Here is a 20,275-nt window from a genome sequence, read left to right on the forward strand (position 1 = left end):
TCGGTACAAAAAGCGTACTTCGTGTACCTGAAAATTTGAGCGGGCAAAATTACATAAATTTTTGATAACAACAAAATTTATCGTTTAACGGCATTTATTAATGCAGAATAGACGAAATACACCCCCAAATTTTCAAAATTTAAGACCTGTTTTCATCTAAAAAAAGCAATTTATTAATGCTTATTTTGACGTCAACAAATCCTAAACCGAACGTATACTAATTCAAAATTAAACTAAACTTTTATATTTAGGCAAAAGCGTGTAATTACTTGTTAACAGCTGATTGTCAATATCTTTTGTTTAATATACGCCAGCCCTTTATCGATAAGATATACGAGAAGTTACAGCAAATAGTTTTTGGATTCTAGAAAATTTTTATCTCAGAAAATCTTTATAAAAAAAGCAGACCAAAAGCTAATTTAACCGATGTACTGTTCGTTAAAAAAACAAAGAATCATCCAAGGGATCGGACAAAAAAATTTTTACGAAAACGTTATAAGAACGTCAATTTTAAATTTTTTTAATAGGATTTTCGACGAAATGCAGGCCTATTTTCGGATGCCCTGAGCGTTCAAATAACGCTGGTAAGCGATGGCATTTCTGTTGTGTTCCGCAAGTGTTTTTGAGAACTTATGATATCCGGGGTGTTCCGGATCGGCAACAAAATATAAGTTCTTGCTTTTGTCATAATTCAATACAGCTTCAATGGCTGAAATATCCGGCATGGCAATTAATCCCGGAGGTAAACCAAGCCGTTTATAAGTATTATAAGGCGAGTCGATCTCTTTATGCTCATTTAGAACACGCTTGATAATCGTGTTTTGGTATTTAGGTAATTTATAGGCTGCAAATTTCAAGGTAGGATCAGCTTGTAAGGGCATTCCAATGTTTAGTCTGTTGATGTAAACTCCGGCAATCTTCGGTTGTTCCTCAGCTTGTTTGGATTCTTCATAAACAATGGACGCGAGGGTCATCACCTGGTTTGGATTCAAACCTATGTCACCAGCTTTTTGTTTTCTTTCATGATTCCAAAACCGCTCATATTCTCTCAACATGCGAGCTCTAAACGCTTCCGCAGAGGTATTCCAAAAAAACTCATAACTATTGGGCAAATACATACCCAAGGCTGTTGCTTCACTGAATCCATTTTCTTTTAAAAATGTTTCATCGTGCATCGCATTTACCAATGAAACGCTGTCGGCCTCAATTACATTACTAATACGACCAGCGAGCTTCTCAAGAGAATTTTGATTATTAAATGCCACCTGAATAGGCAAGTTCTTACTACGAATGGTATTGATGATATCATTATTGTTCATCCCTTTACGAATCGCATATCGCCCGGGTTTAATATTGGTGTTGTACTGTTTCTTTTCAGCAAGATCATCGAATGAATCGATATCATCCAACAACGGTTCTAAAGCCTTACGAACCGTTTGGTAATCGGCATCCGTAGGAATATAAATATACGCCACCTCGTTGTTAAATGCTGTATTTGGGCGGATCATGGCGCGATAAACGAAATTCGCAAAATATCCGGCTACCACCAGTCCAAGTAAAGCAATCGCTAAAAGTATTCGTTTGATGTACATTTAATTATTTATAAGTTGAAATATGTATTCGCTATGGAATGAATTATTATTGAATTGCCAATCCTTCAAGAAACCAACCTCTTCAAATCCCTGACTTTTAAATAACTTAATACTAGATGTATTTCCATCTGAGATCTGACAATATAATTGATGTAAATTTAAGTGTACGAAACTGTATTCTACTAGTAATTTTAAAGCCTCTTTTCCGTAACCCTTATTGCGGTCATCTTCATTTTTAATTATAATCCCTAAGCCTGCGCGCTTATTTTTAAAATCGAAGTCGAAAAGATCAATTAAACCAATCGGGGTACCTTGAAGGGTTTCAATAACCAGGCGTAACTGCTTTACTTCATAAATATCTTTAAGGGCATTTTCAAGATACTTTTTGATTATGTATTTAGAAAATGGTGTTTGTGTATTACTCAACATCCAAATATCCTCATCATTTTCTATATCGTGAACAAATTCAAGATCTTCCGGTTCCAGCGCCCTCAAATAAACAGACTTTCCTTTAAGTGTTTTCATATCATACCTTTATATACAAATGTTGCCGGACCTATAAGCCACACATTTGAATACTTGCCATCGTTATAATCAAAGGTAACCGTTAATTTACCGCCCTCTACCTGCAAAGCTACACTGGTTTCCGTGGCTTCCTTTAAAAAGTGCATGGCGATGGCTACAGCCGTAACACCAGTGCCGCAAGATAAGGTTTCACCTTCTACGCCACGTTCGTAGGTGCGTACCCGGAATTCCTGATCATTTAATTTTTTCACGAAATTTACATTACAGCCCTCGGCGTTGTATGGTTCGCCATAGCGGATGGTAGCGCCTTTCGTTTGAATATCGAAATCGTCTAAATTAGATTCAAATTGCACATGGTGAGGCGATCCTGTATTAAGAAATACGTGATCTTCGAAATCCTTAACATGATTCACATCCTGCATTTGCAATCGGATCACATTTCCGGCTACCTTAGCGCGATGAACACCATCAATAGCTTCAAAAACAGCATGATCGTTAATGGCTCCTATCTTTTTAGCAAAGGCCACAATACATCGCCCGCCATTACCACACATCGAACTTTCATTGCCATCGGAATTATAATAAACCATTTTAAAGTCAAGATCCGTATGATTTTCGAGTAGAATCAATCCATCGGCACCAATACCAAATCGGCGATCGCATAATTCTTTGACATAAGCTGTATTGGCTTTATCAAATTTTAAATCACGATTATCGATTAGAATAAAATCGTTTCCTGTGCCCTGGTATTTATAAAATTCTTGCGCTTTCACAGGGGCAAAGATATGAATAGTACTTAAATAATGACAGCTAAATCTAAATTCTAAAAGAATATCTTAATTTATTTTTGACCCTTTTTATTTTTTTAGGATTTCTTTGGGAGATACTGTTAAACCTGTGTTTACGCTTTGTTAAATAGGCGTTAAAGTTAAAATTCAAATTCAATAAATAATTAATTTTAATCGTTAGAAGATTAAACTTAAACTGAAAGATTATGAAGAAAATTTTCACCCTGGTATTAGTTTCGGCTTTAGGTGGTATTTTAACCTTAGGAGCCTACAAATTATTTATGGAAAACAACCAAATGGTTGTAACTAACACGAATACCCCAAATTTCCTACCCACGAGTAACACAAGTGCTATTTTTAAAACTGCTGAAAATCCCGATTTTACAACGGCAGCTGAAAACACAGTGAATGCTGTTGTACATGTGAAGAACCTCGCTATTAGTGAAGGACAAATGACTTTTGAAGACTTCTTTTTAGGCCGTTCTCCAAAACGGGCCATGTTGGGTACCGGTTCCGGTGTTATTATCAATAAAGACGGATATATCATTACAAACAATCATGTGATTGAAAATGCTTCAGAGCTCTCTGTAACACTTAATGATAACGAAACCTATAAAGCTGAAGTTGTTGGATCTGATCCAAAAACTGATATTGCATTACTTAAAATAGATTCAGATAAGGATCTTCCCTTTGTAACCTTCGGCGATTCTGATGCTGCGAAGGTTGGCGAATGGGTATTAGCTGTTGGTAATCCTTTTAATTTAACCTCAACAGTCACTGCAGGTATCATCAGTGCGAAATCACGAAATATCGATCCTTCCGGCCAGCACTCATTTATTCAAACCGATGCTGCCGTAAATCCAGGAAACTCCGGTGGTGCTTTGGTAAACACGAACGGAGAACTCATTGGTATCAATACAGCTATTACTTCACAGACGGGTTCTTATATTGGATATTCATTTGCTGTGCCAAGTAATATTGCTCGAAAAGTAGTTGAAGATATTATGGAGTATGGTAATGTGCAAAGCGGTGTTCTGGGTATAAAAGGCGGTACGTTCAATAGTGAATCTGCCAAAGAATTGGGTGTAGACTTTAGTGAAGGGGTTTATGTTGGCGAAGTAGTTAAAAATTCAGGAGCGGAAAAAGCCGGTATCTTACCGGGCGACATCATCAAACGTTTGGATAATTTGGATATCAGTAAGTTTGAAGATCTCAGCGGTTACATCAGAACGAAACGCCCTGAAGATGTTGTAACGGTTGAACTTTTAAGAGATAATGAACCTAAAACCATCAAAGTTAAACTTACGAAACCGGATGTGTTCTCAGTATACTTCATGAAAATGGAACTTCAGGATCTGTCGGATCAATTCAAAAAAGAAAATAGTATCGACCACGGTGTTTTGGTAAAAGATACTCAAAACAAGTGGTTATATTCTAATTTAGGGATTCAACCGGGTTATATTATTACAGGCATAAATGATACTGAAATCAATAGTATTGAAGATATTTCTAAGTTGAAAGCAAAATACGGTGATGATATTACAGATAACATCAAACGTTTAGCTTACATCAATAAATATAAACAACAGAAAGAGGTTATTTTTAGATAAATTTTATAAACACAGTTCTCTTAAATGAGTCCGTTGCAATTTATTTGTAACGGACTTTTTTTTTCAAAAAATCAGGCTGTCATTAGGCTCAAAATAATGGGTGATTTGACATTTAAAAAATACTTCAAAACATATTACGAAAACGTTTGAAATATGATACTTTTGCAGAAAATTTATACAACTAAACTCAAAAAAATGTCATTAAATCAAACCTACGAAAAGGAGTTAGCTTTCCAGGCGGATCGCAGACGTGCTACTGTAGAATTCATTAACATTATCAGTGATCTTTGGTATGATAAAGCAGTTGAATTGGTACTGTTTAGAAACCAATTGATCGATCGTAATGTGAGTCAGATCTTAAATTTACATGAATACGCGGGTAAATTTGTTCAAAAGCCTATTTCAATCTTTGATTCTGTTGAAATCGCTCAAGCGATCAAAACCCTGAATATTCCTCCTGCGAAACTTGATATTGGTAAACTTACCTATGAATTTCATTCAGAAGACAATAAATATAGTAACGCTACCTCCTTCGTAGCGAAAAAACTTAAAGACATTTCTAAAACAGGTAACATCGAACCCAAAAATGTAGTGCTCTACGGATTTGGTCGCATTGGTCGTTTAGTGGCCAGAGAGCTCATGGCAAAAACCGGTAAGGGAAGTCAGTTGCGTTTACGTGCCATCGTAACGCGGGGAGCCATTGACGCCCAAATTCTGGAAAAACGTGCTGCTTTATTACGCAACGACTCCGTGCATGGCGATTTTTCAGGGACGGTTGATACCGATATTGAAAATAAAGCTTTGATAATTAACGGAACAACCGTTAAGTTGATTTCTGCAAATGCTCCCGAAGACATTGATTATACCTCATATGACATCAATAATGCTTTAGTGATCGACAACACCGGCGCCTTCAGAGACAAAGAAGCGTTGAGCAGACATTTAAAGGCCAAAGGTGTAGACAAAGTCCTTTTAACTGCCCCCGGAAAAGAAATTCCAAATGTGGTTTTTGGTGTAAATCACCTCGAAAATGATCCTGATAAGGAAAAAATTATTTCTGCGGCTTCTTGCACAACCAATGCCATTACACCTGTTTTAAAGGCGATCGAAGATTCATTTGGAGTAAAAAGCGGACATTTAGAAACGATCCACGCTTATACAAACGATCAAAACCTGGTAGATAACTATCATAAAAAATATCGTAGAGGTCGTGCTGCTGGACTCAATATGGTAATTACTGAAACCGGTGCAGGACAAGCTGTAGCCAAGGCTTTACCGAGTTTGGATGGCAAATTGACATCGAATGCTATTCGTGTTCCTGTGCCCAATGGATCGCTTGCCATTCTGAATCTGGAATTAAAACGTAAAGCTACCGTAAGCAGCATAAATACGATCTTAAAAAAATATGCTTTAGAAGGTGATCTGGTAGAACAGATAAAATACGAAATGAGTGACGAACTGGTATCATCGGATATTGTTGGAAGTTCAGCACCTGCTATTTTTGATAGTAAGGCAACAATTATTAGAAAGGATGGCAAAAATGCAGTGCTTTACATTTGGTACGATAATGAATACGGTTATAGTCATCAGGTTATTAGATTAGCCAAATACATGGCCAAGGTTCGCCGATTTACGTATTATTAATGATCTAAATAATCTATTTTCAAATTACACACGTATATAAGCCTCGAAGAGAGGCTTTTTTTATTAAAAGCGTGAATTACTGAATAGAATTTTTTAATTTCGTAAAATCCTAAAGTTAACCTATTTAAAACACACTCGATGAAATTTTTAAAACCCTCAATCTTATTATTACTTCTAATAGCTACTTCGGTTAATGCTCAAACGAACGAAGATGAAGCCCCTATGCAGAATGGCACCATTGATCAGCAATTTGAATATGTACTTGAAAAATCAGGGAATTTCAGAGGAACCAATGGTATGATGTACGAAGCCGTAAACCGAAGCATGTTTCTAACCCTTCAGGCTCATACCATTGATTCATTAAGCACTTTACAAAAAAATCTTGAAGCCGCGAATAAACTTGGCATCGATCAAAAAAGTCAGATCGAAGACCTTCAAAGTAAATTGGCTAATACGCAAACCGAACTGGACGAAACTAATGCAGAAAAGAATAGCATGTCCCTTTTTGGCATTCAAATGAGCAAAGGCGGATACAATGGTTTAATGTGGACGATCATTGGAGGTCTGCTCATTTTACTAGGCTTCTTCATCATGAAATTTAAAAATAGTAATTCTATAACATTGCAGGCGAGACAATCGCTGGCCGAGGTTGAAGAAGAATTTGAAGAGCACCGCAAACGAGCATTGGAACGCGAGCAGAAAGTGCGTCGTCAACTACAAGATGAGATCAACAAGCAGAAAAAAGCGAAATAAACATAATACCCATTTAAACTTAAAGCCCTCACTTTTTGAGGGCTTTATTTTTTTTATAACCTTCTAATTTTAAGATTTTTAAGTTTGAAAACTGACAAAAATTCATTATACTTAAATAATCGAATTTGGAATAAATTTTGCTCTGTAATTTGATGTTTAGAGTTGGTTTAATTTTAAAACTGTTTTTATTATGGAAAACACACCGGTAAATGTTCAATTAGTTGGAAAAGAAAATGGCGACTACCTTATTTTGTTTCCAGATTTGGATATTCCAGTTAAGGTTAACCAAAACTTATACTTAAAAATGAAACAAAGTCACGATTATCGATTTATTAATTTTCTACAACAAGATTCGAAAACGATGACTGCATGATCTATCGTATTAAATGCAATAAAAGCTAAATTCTTAACTAGAGAGTTTAGCTTTTTTGTTTTAGGACCGATCACAAAAAAAACAAAAACATTTAAAGTATCTTTGTTCCCACATTTTTTTGAACTATGAGAATTGATATTATAACCGTTTTACCGGAACTACTTAAAAGTCCGTTTGAGGCTTCAATACTTAAACGTGCCATTGCAGCAAATTTGGTTGATGTGCATTTTCATAATTTAAGAGATTATACAACAGATAATTATAAATCGGTAGACGATACACAGTACGGTGGTGGTGCCGGCATGGTGATGATGGTAGAACCTATTGATAAATGCATTAGTAAACTGAAATCGGAGCGGGATTATGATGAAGTGATTTATATGACACCGGATGGAGAAACTTTGAATCAGAAAATTGCTAACCAGATCTCGTTGAAGGAAAACGTTATTATTTTATGTGGTCATTATAAAGGAGTAGACCAGCGGGTGCGCGATCATTTGATCACGCGAGAAATTTCGATTGGTGATTATGTATTGTCCGGTGGTGAACTGGGTGCTGCAGTATTATGTGACGCGGTAATCAGATTAATACCGGGCGTTTTGGGCAATGAAACTTCTGCCCTAACCGATTCGTTCCAGGATAATTTATTGGCGCCTCCTATTTACACGAAACCCAGAGAATATAAAGGTTGGAAAGTACCCGAATTATTGTTTAGCGGAAATTTTCCTGAGATCGAAAAGTGGCGCGAAGCTGAGGCTTACAAGCGCACCAAAACTCGCAGACCGGATTTACTGGATGAGTAATCTATTTCGTCATTACGAGGAGCGTAGCGACGCGGTAATCTCATAAAAAAGATTGCTTAGGTTCACTCGGACCAAGTAAACCGTGTTAACCCTGCCTTCCGGCAAGCAGGTATTGAGGCTTTGTTGGAACTTTTCGCAGAGAGGAACTGCCAAAAGCCCGACTTTTTGTCAAGCAAAAAGAAACATCATAAAAAAATAAATTATTAATTGTAGATTATTATTTATTAATTATCTTTGCAGCCAATTTCGGGTTAACCTCTGGCGAGAATCGTGAATGTTGTTTCGAATTAATCCAATTTAAAATATAACTATGGACTCTTTAGTAAAATATGTTCAAGACGAGTTTGTAACAAAAAAAGAATTACCAGAATTTAGTGCCGGTGATACCATCACTGTTTATTACGAAATTAAGGAAGGTACTAAAACACGTACGCAGTTCTTTAGAGGAACTGTAATACAACGTAGAGGTAGCGGTGCAACTGAAACCTTTACTATTAGAAAAATGTCCGGTTCTGTTGGAGTAGAGCGTATCTTCCCATTGAATTTACCGGCTTTACAAAAAATTGAAGTAAACAAACGCGGTAAAGTACGAAGAGCTAGAATCTTCTACTTTAGAGGTTTAACTGGTAAAAAAGCCAGAATTAAAGAACAATTACGTTCGTAACACGCGCAAAACGATAGAAAAAAAAGGCTCTGAGAAATCAGGGCCTTTTTTATTAACTTTTGTTAATAACTTTGGTTTATAAATAGTTGATATCTAATTCGTTAAAAAATTTGTTTTTTTAAACTCTTGTTCTACTTTAGTAAAAGAATTAATGACAGCCCTCCGGGGCTGGTTTCGTCTCAACAGCGAATTTGTGTTAAGTCTAAATAAGGTAACGTTCTTTATTTTAATTGTTTTTTGAGGTTTTGTTGTGCCATGTGTAGGCATGTGTGAGCAAGGAACCATGACGCTAAACGTTAAGTTGCACGCGTAAGCAGGTAGCCTAACCTCTATAGCAGAAAGCTTTTGAATAGCCGTGGTAGCGAAAGCTGCGACCGCTGTCACAAGCAATGCCCGTGAAGAAATTAAACGCGAAAGTGAATAAAGCATTCACGAGCATCAAGAAAAACAATTAACCGGAACATCAAGTAATAGGTCAATACATTTTGAAAATTACTAAAGTGTTCCGATTGAAATGGTGAACTACAATCGAAAGGTCGGATGAAAATTTTGACCATTTAATAAGGGATTATTAATAAGATTTTAGAGACACTGTTTCAAAAAAAGCCATATCAGAGAAGGATTCGTTCTTCAGTGATATGGCTTTTGTCTTTTTAATAATTATGTCATTCTTTTTTAAAGATTTTTTAGTCTCACGCATTTTTTATCAAATTACCTGAAATCGACCAGTTTTAATAGGCATTCATTTAATATTAAGCTCGATTTACGCTTCAATTTTTGTATATTCGCAACGCAAAAATTAAAACCCGCCTTGGGTTTTTTACTGTATTTCATAACCATAAAAAAATCGACACGAATGTCTAGAATTATTTATACAAAAACCGATGAGGCACCGGCTTTAGCAACGCGCTCTTTTCTTCCTATTGTAGAACGTTTTGTAAACAGCTCAGGTATTACTATTGAAACAAAAGATATTTCATTGGCTGCCAGAATTTTATCGGTTTTTCCTGATTTTTTACCAGAAGATAAACGCGTTTCAAATGATCTGGCTTTTTTAGGTGATCTGGCAAAAACACCAGAGGCTAACATTATTAAATTACCAAATATCAGTGCCTCAATTCCCCAATTAACAGGTGCTATTAAAGAATTACAAGCTCAAGGTTATCCGCTTCCTAATTATCCCGAAGAACCGAAAGACGACATAGAAAAAGATATAAAAGCGCGTTATGATAAAGTAAAAGGTAGTGCCGTTAACCCGGTATTACGTGAAGGTAACAGTGATAGACGTGCTCCTAAAGCAGTAAAGAACTTCGCCAAAAAGAATCCGCATTATATGGGTCCGTGGACCAAGGACTCTAAAACTCATGTGGCCACTATGTCGGAAGGAGATTTTGCGCATAATGAAAAATCAGTGACTCTAGATCATGAAACTGCAATAACTATTGAGTTAACGGATACTACAGGGCATAAAACCATATTAAAAGACAGTTTTAAAATTCTCAAAGGAGAAATAATCGATGCTACGGTAATGAGTAAGACAGCTTTATTGGCATTTTTTGAAAAAGAAATTGCTGATGCCAGAAACAAAGGTATATTGTTCTCACTACATATGAAAGGAACGATGATGAAGGTAAGCGACCCAATCATCTTCGGCCATGCCGTTAAAGTGTATTTTAAAGATGTTTTTGAAAAATATGGCGAAACTTTTAAAGCTCTTGGTATAAATGTGACTTCCGGGTTAGGCAATCTTTTAGAGCACATTAAGGAATTACCTAAAGCAAAATATGAAGAAATAAAAGCGGATATCGATGCAACTTATAAAAATGGTCCCGCAATAGCTATGGTAAATAGCGACAAAGGCATTACCAACCTACACGTTCCGAGCGATGTGATCATTGATGCTTCAATGCCGGCGATGATCCGAAATTCAGGTAAAATGTGGAATGCTGAAGGTGAATTACAGGATACAAAAGCTGTGATTCCGGACAGTAGTTATGCCGGTGTTTACCAGGCTACTATCGATTTTTGTAAAGAAAATGGTGCTTTTGATCCAACGACTATGGGAACGGTTCCTAATGTGGGTTTGATGGCTCAAAAAGCTGAAGAATATGGATCTCACGACAAAACTTTTGAAATCCCAGCTGATGGTATTGTTCGTGTAATTGATACCGAAGGAAATACCCTATTGGAACATGACGTTAAAACCGGTGATATCTGGCGTATGTGTCAGACTAAAGATGCACCTATTCAGGACTGGGTGAAGTTGGCTGTTAACCGTTCCAGAGCTTCTGAAACTCCTGCTATTTTTTGGTTAGACGAAAATCGTGCACATGACGCTGAGCTAATTAAAAAAGTGAATTTGTATCTCAAAGAGCTTGATACTGAAGGTTTAGACATACGAATTATGTCGCCAATAGATGCTACAAAATACACTTGTGAACGTTTGAAGGCAGGTAAAGATACAATCTCAGTTAGTGGTAATGTGCTGCGCGATTATTTAACCGACCTCTTCCCTATTTTGGAAGTAGGTACCAGTGCGAAAATGTTATCTATTGTACCCCTAATGAATGGAGGCGGATTATTTGAAACCGGTGCCGGTGGTTCTGCACCAAAGCACGTACAGCAATTTCTGGAAGAAAACCACTTGCGTTGGGATTCTTTAGGAGAGTTCCTGGCACTTTCAGTTTCATTGGAACACTTAAGTGAAGCGCATAACAACCCAAGAGCAAAAGTATTAAGCGAAGCCCTTGATAAAGCTACCGAGAAATTGTTAGATAATAAAAAGGGACCATCACGTGTAGCAGGCGAGATTGATAATCGTGGTAGTCATTACTATCTGGCTGCATATTGGGCTGAAGCTTTAGCTAATCAAGATAAGGATCCTGAATTAAAAGCTGAATTCACCTCAGTGGCGGAAGCTTTGGCGAACGGGGAAAATATCATTTCAGATGAATTGATTAAAATTCAAGGTAAGCCAGTTGATATTGGCGGTTATTACAAACCCAATGAAACCTTGACGACTGAAGCCATGAGGCCAAGTAAAAGTTTAAATAATATAATCAAGTAAAATTTATAGATTATACTAAAGCCCCTATTTTGGGGCTTTTTTTTATTTTTACAAAAATGCGCTATGCTATGAAAAGTACCCTCCTTGGGATTTTCTTTATCTTACTTCATGTTATGATGATCCAGGCTCAGGATAAGGTAACTTTGAGTGGTCGGGTATTCGAATCAAAAAGTAATGAAACCCTTATCGGTGTTACCATCTATTTTCCTGATTTGAGCACGGGAACCATAACCAACGAATATGGTTTTTACTCGATTACCGTGCCTCAGGGTACTTACAACATTACCGTTAGTTATATAGGATACCAAAATATCAATGAATCTATTGCACTCACAGCCAATACATCCCGAGATTTTAAATTAAAGGAAAATCTGGAGGAGTTGCAAGAAGTTGTAATCACTAAAGATGTAGAAAAACTCGATATTAAGTCACCTCAAATGAGCGTGAACACACTCAAGGCTTCAACCATCAAAACTATTCCCGTGGTATTAGGGGAATCAGATATTGTAAAAGCAATTACCCTGTTACCCGGTGTTACCAGTGCAGGTGAAGGCGCTTCAGGTTTCAATGTACGTGGTGGTGCAGCCGATCAAAACCTAATACTTCTTGATGAGGCAACTATTTACAATTCTTCCCATTTGTTTGGATTATTTTCAGTTTTTAATCCCGATGCCATTAAGGACTTGAAATTATACAAAGGAGGTATTCCTGCCCGTTATGGTGGTCGGGTTTCTTCAGTTTTGGATATTTATCAAAAAGAAGGGAATAGTAAAGCTTTTAAAGTTAATGGTGGTATTGGCGCAGTTTCCAGTCGATTACTGGCCGAAGGTCCTCTAAAAAAAGATACCGGTTCTTTTCTCCTTGGCGGAAGATCCAGTTATGCGCATTTGTTCCTTCCATTGTTCGATGTGAATAATAGTGCCTATTTCTATGATCTCAATACTAAATTAAGTTACAAACTGAATGCTAACAACACTGTTTATCTGTCAGGTTATTTTGGTCGCGATGTTTTCAAAATTCAGGATAGTTTTGAAAATGCCTACGGAAATGCCGTGCTGAATTTTCGTTGGAATCATTTGTATTCAGACAAGTTATTTTCAAATCTTTCATTGATCTATTCGAATTATGACTATGATCTGAAATTAAATTTTGTTGAATTTGACTGGGTTTCAGGTATACGGAATTTCAATTTAAAATATGATTTTAAACATTACATAAGCGATGGTTTCAAATTGTATTATGGTTTAAATAGCATTTATTATAAGTTTAATCCGGGTGATATTGAGCCAACATCTGAGACTTCAGGGATCAATCCTTTTAAACTAACCGACAAATATGCCTTTGAAAATGCGTTTTATTTAGATGCAGAGCAGCGTTTATCTGATAAGTTAGAGGTTTCTTATGGTTTACGGTTGAGTTCATTTTTGCGTTTGGGTCAAACATTGAACACTTATGAAAATGATCAGGCCGTAATATTCAATCAACAACAACAAATTTATGAAAAGGCCGATCCTACGGGTGAAGTTAACTATAAACGCAGTGAGGTTATAAAATCTTTTTTTAATCTGGAACCACGATTTTCTTTGGCCTATCAACTAAATAATGAATCTTCCTTAAAGGCCAGTTATAATCGCATGAGTCAGTATTTACATTTGCTATCCAATACGAGCTCGCCCACCCCTCTCGATGTTTGGACGCCTAGCGGAAAATATGTAAAACCCCAATTACTCGATCAGGTGGCCATTGGTTATTTTAAAGAATTCGAACAGAATACCTATAGTCTGGAAGTTGAAAGTTTTTACAAGACTATAAAAAACAGGATTGATTATATCGATGGTGCCGACCTGATCGCAAACAATGCCATTGAACAAGTTATTTTAAACGGAAAAGCTCGGGCTTATGGTCTTGAAATCTTATTCAGAAAAAATAAAGGACAGTTAAAAGGATGGTTATCTTATACCCTATCGAAGTCAGAACAACAAACACCTGGAAGAACTCCGGAAGAAACCGGAATCAACCGAGGGCGATGGTACAATACGCCATACGACAAAACCCATGATATTTCGCTTACAGGAAGTTATGATTTCAACGATAAATGGAAATTAAGTTCTAATTTCATTTTTCAAACAGGTCAACCAACCTCTTACCCTGTAAGTCAATATGAATACAATAACATCTCGATTGCCAATTTTAATTACAGAAATGCGAACAGATTACCGGCATATAACCGATTAGATTTGGCCTTAAACTATACACCCAAACCAAAAAAGAAAGGCTATCAAAGTTCCTGGGTATTTAGCATTTATAATTTGTACAATCGCAAAAATGCAAGTTCTATAACATTCCGACAAAACAGAAATACAGGAACGAACGAAGCCATTCAATTATCCATTTTTGGTATTATACCTTCCGTTACTTATAATTTTAAATTTTAGAATGAACTATTTAAAATACATATTGCTTTTTTTAATCCTGGCCAGTTGTGAGGATGTGGTTACTGTTAATACCCCAACAGAAGCGCCAAGATTAGTTATTGATGCCTCCATCGACTGGTTTAAAGGCACTGATGGCAGTAATCAAGAGTTCAAGCTAACCGAAACAGCACCCTATTTTAATGATGGTGTACCACCCGCAACAGGCGCTCAGGTTACTGTTCAAAATTCAAATAATGATACTTTTGTTTTTATCGAAGATGGCACTACGGGTATTTATAAAAACACCACTTTCGTACCGGTTCTAAATGAAACCTATACCATAACCATAAATTATAAAAGCGAAACTTATACCGGTTCAGAAACACTCTTACCCGTGGCCAGTATTGAATATGTTGAGCAGAATGATAATGGAGGATTTACGGGTGATGAAACCGAATTAAAAGCATATTACACGGATCCTGCAGGTGAAGTTAATTATAATTTCTTTGAATTTATTAGTGATATTCCTGTCATTCCTAGTCTATCTGTATATAAAGATGAATTCACAGATGGCAACACCATATTTGGATTTTACACAGAGATGGATCTGAGTACAGGAGATATGGTAACAATAAGAAATTACGGTGTTTCAGAACAATTTTACAATTACATGTTTGTACTATTACAACAAAATAGCCAGGAAGGTGGTGGCCCGTTTGAAACCCAACCCGCTACGGTTCGCGGAAACTGTATCAATGTTACTAATCCGGAGCATTATCCCTTAGGATATTTCCGGGCGTCTCAGGTTGATGAGTTTATTTATACCGTAAAGTAGTAACTCATTTTTAAATTTAAGTAACCTTATTTGAATCCGGTTAAAAGGAAAAAAACGTATTTTTGAACTATGAGCTTTACTAAAACCACAGAACAAGATTCTCATTACAACGATCTGGAGCATATGCCTGTTGGTGATTTACTTTTGAATATTAATAATGAGGATAAAACGGTCCCAATGGCTGTTGAAAAAGCTTTACCACAAATTGAGGTTTTAGTTAAACACGTAGTGAATCAATTGAAAAAAGGCGGTCGTCTTTTCTATATTGGTGCAGGAACTAGTGGACGCTTAGGTATTTTGGATGCTTCCGAATGTCCACCAACTTTTGGTGTGCCTCATGAATTAGTTATCGGGTTGATTGCCGGTGGTGATTCCGCCATTCGCAAAGCGGTAGAATTCGCTGAAGATTCCATAACCCAAGCCTGGAAGGATCTGGAAGCTCATAACATTAATAAAAATGACATCGTTATTGGTATAGCTGCTTCGGGCACTACACCTTATGTTATTGGTGGCATAGGAGCTTGTAATGAGCACCATATTCCAACAGGTTGCATCACATGTAACAAAAATAGCACCTTGGCTCAGGTAGCTAAATACCCTATTGAAGTCGTTGTAGGACCGGAATTTGTAACGGGAAGTTCTCGGATGAAAGCCGGTACAGCCCAAAAACTGGTTTTAAACATGATCACTACTGCTACCATGATCCAATTAGGTCACATTAAGGATAACAAAATGGTAGACATGCAATTGAGCAATAATAAATTGGTAAACCGCGGAGTCGCTATGTTGATGCAGGAACTTAAAATTTCAGAAAAGGAAGCAAAAATATTACTAGAAAAACATAATAGCGTTCGAAACGCTATTCAACATTATAATCATGACAAAAAATAAAACTGACAAAAAACTTTTGGCTGAGGGAATCAAAATTCTTGTATTAGCCATTTTCACGCTCTTTATGGGGCCCATACTTTTATCAGCAGCATTCGCAAACCCTGACAAACCCTTGTACCTTCCTCTTTTGATCGTAGGCTGCTTAGTAAGTGCTTCAGCAATATTTTTAGGTTTTAAAGGGATTCGAACGATTATGAAGAGTATGTTCGGTGATAAAAAATAGTGGTATGCACTAGAAATTACTTAATTCATTTAAAACAAGTCGTAGTTCCCCAAAGGAATATTTTTCATCTAGTTGATGCTTTAAATCGGACAGGTTTTCAAACGTCTTTCCTGGTATTATTTTAACAAGTTCATCATAGTGTTTCTGTGGCATCAAACTGGTTATATCCACTTCACCCGAAGGAATATAGTGAGCCAAATGACCAAAAATAGTATTGGGGTTCAAAGCTCGCTCGTTTGCAATTTCTTTTATAGATTTTCCTGATTTAAATAACTTTAAGGATACTTTTTTCGTATCAACTTTCTTTTTTTTGATTGGTATTTTCACTTCAAATTCAGATTCTTCATCCGTTTTTTCAATATTATTTTCTTCACAGTAATTATTTATTACCTCCAAAATAGCCTTACCATACTTTTTTACACGGGTTTTACCCATGCCATTTATTTGCAACAGGCCATTTTCATTAAGCGGAAGCATTTCACACATGGCATATAAAGATTTTTGAGTAAAAACTTGATAATGAATAAGGTCATTTTCCTGGGCAATTTCATTTCTCAAAGCTCTAAGCGCCTCAAATAAATGAACATTTGAAGTTCCGGAAATAATAGTTTTTTTGGTTTTTTTAGATGATTTTTCCGTTATGAATACAGATTTGGCGCGCAGATCTAAAATCTTTTTTGTTGAAAATCCATCACTAAGGTTTTCGAAAAGAAAATGCTTCGACTTCAATAAGTTCTCAATCTCATCAAGGTTTTTCGATAAATCTTTATCAATAGCTTTATTATCCGAGGTATATTCAAGAGTTTCTAAAGGTTTTACTAAATCCGTTTCGATTTTTTTATTAAAATAAGAAACACCTTTTTTGAATCGCTCCTGAATATTTGGATCCGATTCAGGTAAATCTCCTTTTTCGGAAAGTTCCTTAAGTTGTATATTAAAAGTATGACTGATCTTGAGAAATTCAGTAATGGTATTTTTCATTGAAATTACAGGACTTTCAATAGAACCCTCAATAGAGGATGCATTCTTATAATAAATATCTAATATCCGATTTAAGTGGTATTTAAATTTGTAAAAATCAAAAATCTCGGCTATTAAATTCAGTTGAAATAGTTTTTTTGAGTCCTTTAATATTTCTTGATTTGGAAGCATATTTTTTGTTTCTTCGTTAAAAGAAGTCACATTCAAATCATTAATTATTTGATTTTGCGAAACCTTGCTTTTCAATACCAAACCCTCCAAAGATTTACAACGGCTCAATGCGACATAGGTTTGTCCGTGGGCAAAAGCACCTTCCGTATCTACAATAGCTTTTTCAAAAGTTAAACCTTGGCTTTTATGAATGGTAATGGCCCAGGCCAGCCGGAGAGGCATTTGCATAAAAGCACCAATCCTGGTTTCTGAAATAGCTTTAGTTTCCGCATCCACAGTGTAGTTTATATTTTCCCAGATTTCCGGTTTAACCACGATTTCAAAATCGTCATCAGGACATTTCACGACCACTTCCTCAGGATCCAAATAAGTAATTTTTCCAATTTTTCCATTGTAATATTCTTTTTCCGGACTGACGTCATTTTTAATAAACATGACTTGTGCTCCAACTTTTAGCTCAAGGGCTTCATCGTTTGGAAAAGAACTTTCTGGAAATTTACCATCTATTTGGGCTGCATAAGTTTTAGGTTCTGTTCGAAGTTTATCCAATTCCCGTTGGTTAATAGCTTGCGCTTTTCTGTTGTGCGTAGTTAATGCTACATAACCTGAATTCTGTTTTGGTGTGAAATCCGGTTGATAGTGTTTATTCAATTCCCTCGTGGAAGCTTCACTTAAATTATTATTTCGAATTTCATTAAGGATGGCAATAAATTCAGGGTTCTCCTGTCGGAATATATGCTTTAGTTCAATAGTAACAGCGCCACATTCCTGAAAAGCACGACTACTAAAAAAGAAGCCATTATTATAAACATGTTTTAATAATTGCCACTCATTATCACGAATTACAGGAGGCAATTGTTGTAGGTCGCCAATCATCAATAATTGAACACCACCAAAAACCTGATCTCTATTTCTGAATCGTCTTAAGGTTCTATCGATACCATCTAAAACATCGGCGCGAACCATACTAATTTCATCAATAACCAAAAGATCCAAAGATTTAATAATATTAATTTTGGTTTTATTGAATCGTCGGTTGAAACCGGAAGGATTATTTAAATCTGTTTCTGGCAAAATGGGACCAAAAGGCAATTGAAAAAAGGAGTGTATCGTGACCCCTTTCGCGTTTATGGCTGCAACACCCGTGGGTGCCACAACGACCATCCGTTTTAAACTGTCTTTTTTTAATTGATGTAAAAAAGTAGTTTTTCCCGTGCCTGCTTTTCCGGTTAAAAAAATAGAGCGATTTGTATGGTTTACAAATTCCCAGGCGAGTTCAAGTTCTTTGTTCGTTTTCATTTATTAGTTCCACCAATTAAATACAAAAAATATGAATTTAATAGCAACATCTTAAAACTATTACAAGAGAATTTATTTAAAAGGGATAATTTATGAATTTAAAACTTCGATAAAGAGTTAAATACCCTCCTTTATCAATAATTGGAGTGGTTAAACCAAAATTATTTACGTTCACTTCTCATTTGTTTTACAATCTAATAATACCTAAAAGGATATCTCCAACTTATTTTTAGCTAAATTTGAGTAACAAGATTTAAAAAATGAAAAAAATACTATCCATCCTCCTTTGCTTTTCGATTTACTCGCACTCACAAACACCAACCTACACTGAAACTTTAAGCCAGGAAATTCATTCCAAAACTATAGAAAATAGTGACGCTACATTAAACAAGCCTTACGTCATTATGGTATCCATTGATGGTTTTAGATATGATTATGCTGAAAAGTACAATGCTAAAAACATATTGGCTATTGCCAAAAATGGAAGTAGTACGACCAGGTTAATACCCTCATTTCCATCGAAAACATTTCCAAACCATTATACACTGGTAACAGGCTTATATCCGGAGCACCACGGTATCGTTTATAATAGCTTTTTTGATAAAAGAACCGGTAAAAGTTATCGCATAGCCAATCGCGAAGCTGTTGAAAACGGGGATTGGTATGGAGGAATTCCCTTATGGAATTTAGCGCAGTTTCAAGGAATGTGTGCAGCATCCTATTTTTGGGTAGGTTCTGAGGCTAATATCAATGGCATGCACCCAAAATATTATTATCCATACAATAAACAAACCCCTTATGAATACCGTGTAAAACGCATATTAGAATGGTTACAATTACCCGAAAAAGTGCGTCCACATATACTGACGCTATATTTTTCGCTAGTGGATACACAAGGGCATAAATTCGGCCCTAATTCAGAGCAAACAAAAGAGGCTGTTTTATATGTTGATAAACAAATTGGAGCGTTACGGGAAGGTCTAAAATTATTGAATTTACCAGTATATCTCGTAGTTACGGCTGACCATGGTATGGCAGAAGTTTCACATTTGATAAATATCAACAACTTTGTTAATGTTCCAAATGAACAGTTTCTTGGTGGTCCTGTAGCTATGATATATACTAAAAGTGTAGCCGAAACAGACTCCCTTTTTAATACTTTATCGCAACAGACCAATTTTAAAACCTATAAACGTATGGATGTTCCGAATTATCTAAATTTTAACGATAACTCCAGGATTGGGGATTTGGTTTTGATAACTGATCCTCCGAACACCATTATAAATTCACAATCAAACAAAACGGAATTAGAAAGCATACAAGGAACGCATGGTTATGATCCGTTTGAAAATAAGGATATGGGGACCATCTTTTATATCGAAGGTCCAGATATTAAAAAGGATTTTAAGCTTTCACCTTTTGAGAATGTCAACATTTATCCTTTGATAGCCCACTTATTGGGTTTAAAGATTATTGAACCCATCGATGGTAAGTTTGATGTGACATCTTCGATCATTAAGAAATAGTTTCCACATTATTTCAGTATAGCGCAAAAAAAATCCCGATTCGGATAGAATCGGGATTCAAGAAAGGCAACGACCTACTCTCCCACAAATGTAGTACCATCGGCGCTAATGGGCTT

16 protein-coding genes are annotated in these 20,275 nt (G+C 36.1%); 12 read left to right on the forward strand and 4 right to left on the reverse strand.

Translation table 11 applies throughout. The annotated features are described in order from the left end of the window. Nucleotides 1-548: 548 nt before the first annotated feature. Genes mltG through dapF form a run of 3 tightly spaced genes read right to left on the reverse strand, consistent with a single transcriptional unit; the run spans nt 549 to nt 2,890 of the window. Nucleotides 549-1,592, reverse strand: coding sequence for an endolytic transglycosylase MltG (gene mltG, locus ABD682_RS14360; protein ID WP_344742289.1), 1,044 nt, complete (start codon nt 1,590-1,592; stop codon nt 549-551). Then, nucleotides 1,593-2,117 (reverse strand): GNAT family N-acetyltransferase, encoded by a 525-nt coding sequence (locus ABD682_RS14365; protein WP_344742290.1) that lies wholly within the window; start codon nt 2,115-2,117, stop codon nt 1,593-1,595. Next, a complete protein-coding gene (dapF, locus tag ABD682_RS14370; RefSeq protein ID WP_344742291.1) occupies nt 2,114-2,890 on the reverse strand; it encodes a diaminopimelate epimerase in 777 nt (258 codons plus the stop codon). Before dapF ends, ABD682_RS14365 begins: the two co-directional genes overlap by 4 nt. 221 nt (nt 2,891-3,111) lie before the next feature. Between dapF and ABD682_RS14375 the strand changes: the two genes are divergently transcribed. The 11 genes from ABD682_RS14375 (at nt 3,112) to ABD682_RS14425 (ending at nt 16,182) form a co-directional block, all read left to right on the forward strand. Continuing rightward, entirely contained in the window at nt 3,112-4,515 is a 1,404-nt protein-coding gene (locus ABD682_RS14375) for a Do family serine endopeptidase (protein ID WP_344742292.1), read from the forward strand. Nucleotides 4,516-4,710: 195 nt separating this feature from the next. Further along, the gene (locus tag ABD682_RS14380) at nt 4,711-6,159 is read left to right on the forward strand and encodes a glyceraldehyde-3-phosphate dehydrogenase (RefSeq protein ID WP_344742293.1); all 1,449 of its coding nucleotides are present in this window, start codon (nt 4,711-4,713) and stop codon (nt 6,157-6,159) included. Nucleotides 6,160-6,297: 138 nt separating this feature from the next. After that, a complete protein-coding gene (locus tag ABD682_RS14385) occupies nt 6,298-6,912 on the forward strand; it encodes a tRNA (guanine-N1)-methyltransferase (RefSeq protein WP_344742294.1) in 615 nt (204 codons plus the stop codon). Nucleotides 6,913-7,102: 190 nt separating this feature from the next. Then, the gene (locus ABD682_RS14390) at nt 7,103-7,285 is read left to right on the forward strand and encodes a hypothetical protein (RefSeq protein ID WP_344742296.1); all 183 of its coding nucleotides are present in this window, start codon (nt 7,103-7,105) and stop codon (nt 7,283-7,285) included. 125 nt (nt 7,286-7,410) lie between these two features. Beyond that, complete coding sequence (gene trmD, locus ABD682_RS14395; protein WP_344742297.1) at nt 7,411-8,088, forward strand: tRNA (guanosine(37)-N1)-methyltransferase TrmD; 678 nt, start codon at nt 7,411-7,413, stop codon at nt 8,086-8,088. A gap of 310 nt (nt 8,089-8,398) precedes the next feature. Continuing rightward, nucleotides 8,399-8,752: a 50S ribosomal protein L19 gene (gene rplS, locus ABD682_RS14400; RefSeq protein WP_344742298.1), complete on the forward strand. Its 354-nt coding sequence runs from the start codon at nt 8,399-8,401 to the stop codon at nt 8,750-8,752. A gap of 856 nt (nt 8,753-9,608) precedes the next feature. Continuing rightward, the gene (locus tag ABD682_RS14405; protein WP_344742299.1) at nt 9,609-11,819 is read left to right on the forward strand and encodes an NADP-dependent isocitrate dehydrogenase; all 2,211 of its coding nucleotides are present in this window, start codon (nt 9,609-9,611) and stop codon (nt 11,817-11,819) included. A gap of 68 nt (nt 11,820-11,887) precedes the next feature. Continuing rightward, nucleotides 11,888-14,254, forward strand: coding sequence for a TonB-dependent receptor (locus ABD682_RS14410; protein WP_344742302.1), 2,367 nt, complete (start codon nt 11,888-11,890; stop codon nt 14,252-14,254). A 1-nt stretch (nt 14,255) separates the two neighbouring features. Further along, a complete protein-coding gene (locus tag ABD682_RS14415) occupies nt 14,256-15,068 on the forward strand; it encodes a DUF4249 family protein (RefSeq protein ID WP_344742304.1) in 813 nt (270 codons plus the stop codon). Nucleotides 15,069-15,137: 69 nt separating this feature from the next. Beyond that, complete coding sequence (murQ, locus tag ABD682_RS14420; RefSeq protein WP_344742305.1) at nt 15,138-15,959, forward strand: N-acetylmuramic acid 6-phosphate etherase; 822 nt, start codon at nt 15,138-15,140, stop codon at nt 15,957-15,959. Next, the gene (locus ABD682_RS14425; protein ID WP_344742307.1) at nt 15,946-16,182 is read left to right on the forward strand and encodes a DUF6095 family protein; all 237 of its coding nucleotides are present in this window, start codon (nt 15,946-15,948) and stop codon (nt 16,180-16,182) included. The genes murQ and ABD682_RS14425 overlap by 14 nt, the downstream gene beginning before the upstream one ends. Nucleotides 16,183-16,191: 9 nt before the next feature. Here the strand turns inward: ABD682_RS14425 and ABD682_RS14430 are convergent, their stop codons facing one another. Then, nucleotides 16,192-18,633 (reverse strand): helix-turn-helix domain-containing protein, encoded by a 2,442-nt coding sequence (locus ABD682_RS14430; protein ID WP_344742308.1) that lies wholly within the window; start codon nt 18,631-18,633, stop codon nt 16,192-16,194. Nucleotides 18,634-18,893: 260 nt separating this feature from the next. Between ABD682_RS14430 and ABD682_RS14435 the strand changes: the two genes are divergently transcribed. Further along, nucleotides 18,894-20,159: an alkaline phosphatase family protein gene (locus tag ABD682_RS14435; protein ID WP_344742309.1), complete on the forward strand. Its 1,266-nt coding sequence runs from the start codon at nt 18,894-18,896 to the stop codon at nt 20,157-20,159. Nucleotides 20,160-20,275: the final 116 nt, after the last annotated feature.

This window comes from Gaetbulibacter aestuarii (assembly GCF_039537665.1).
Classification (GTDB): domain Bacteria; phylum Bacteroidota; class Bacteroidia; order Flavobacteriales; family Flavobacteriaceae; genus Gaetbulibacter_A; species Gaetbulibacter_A aestuarii.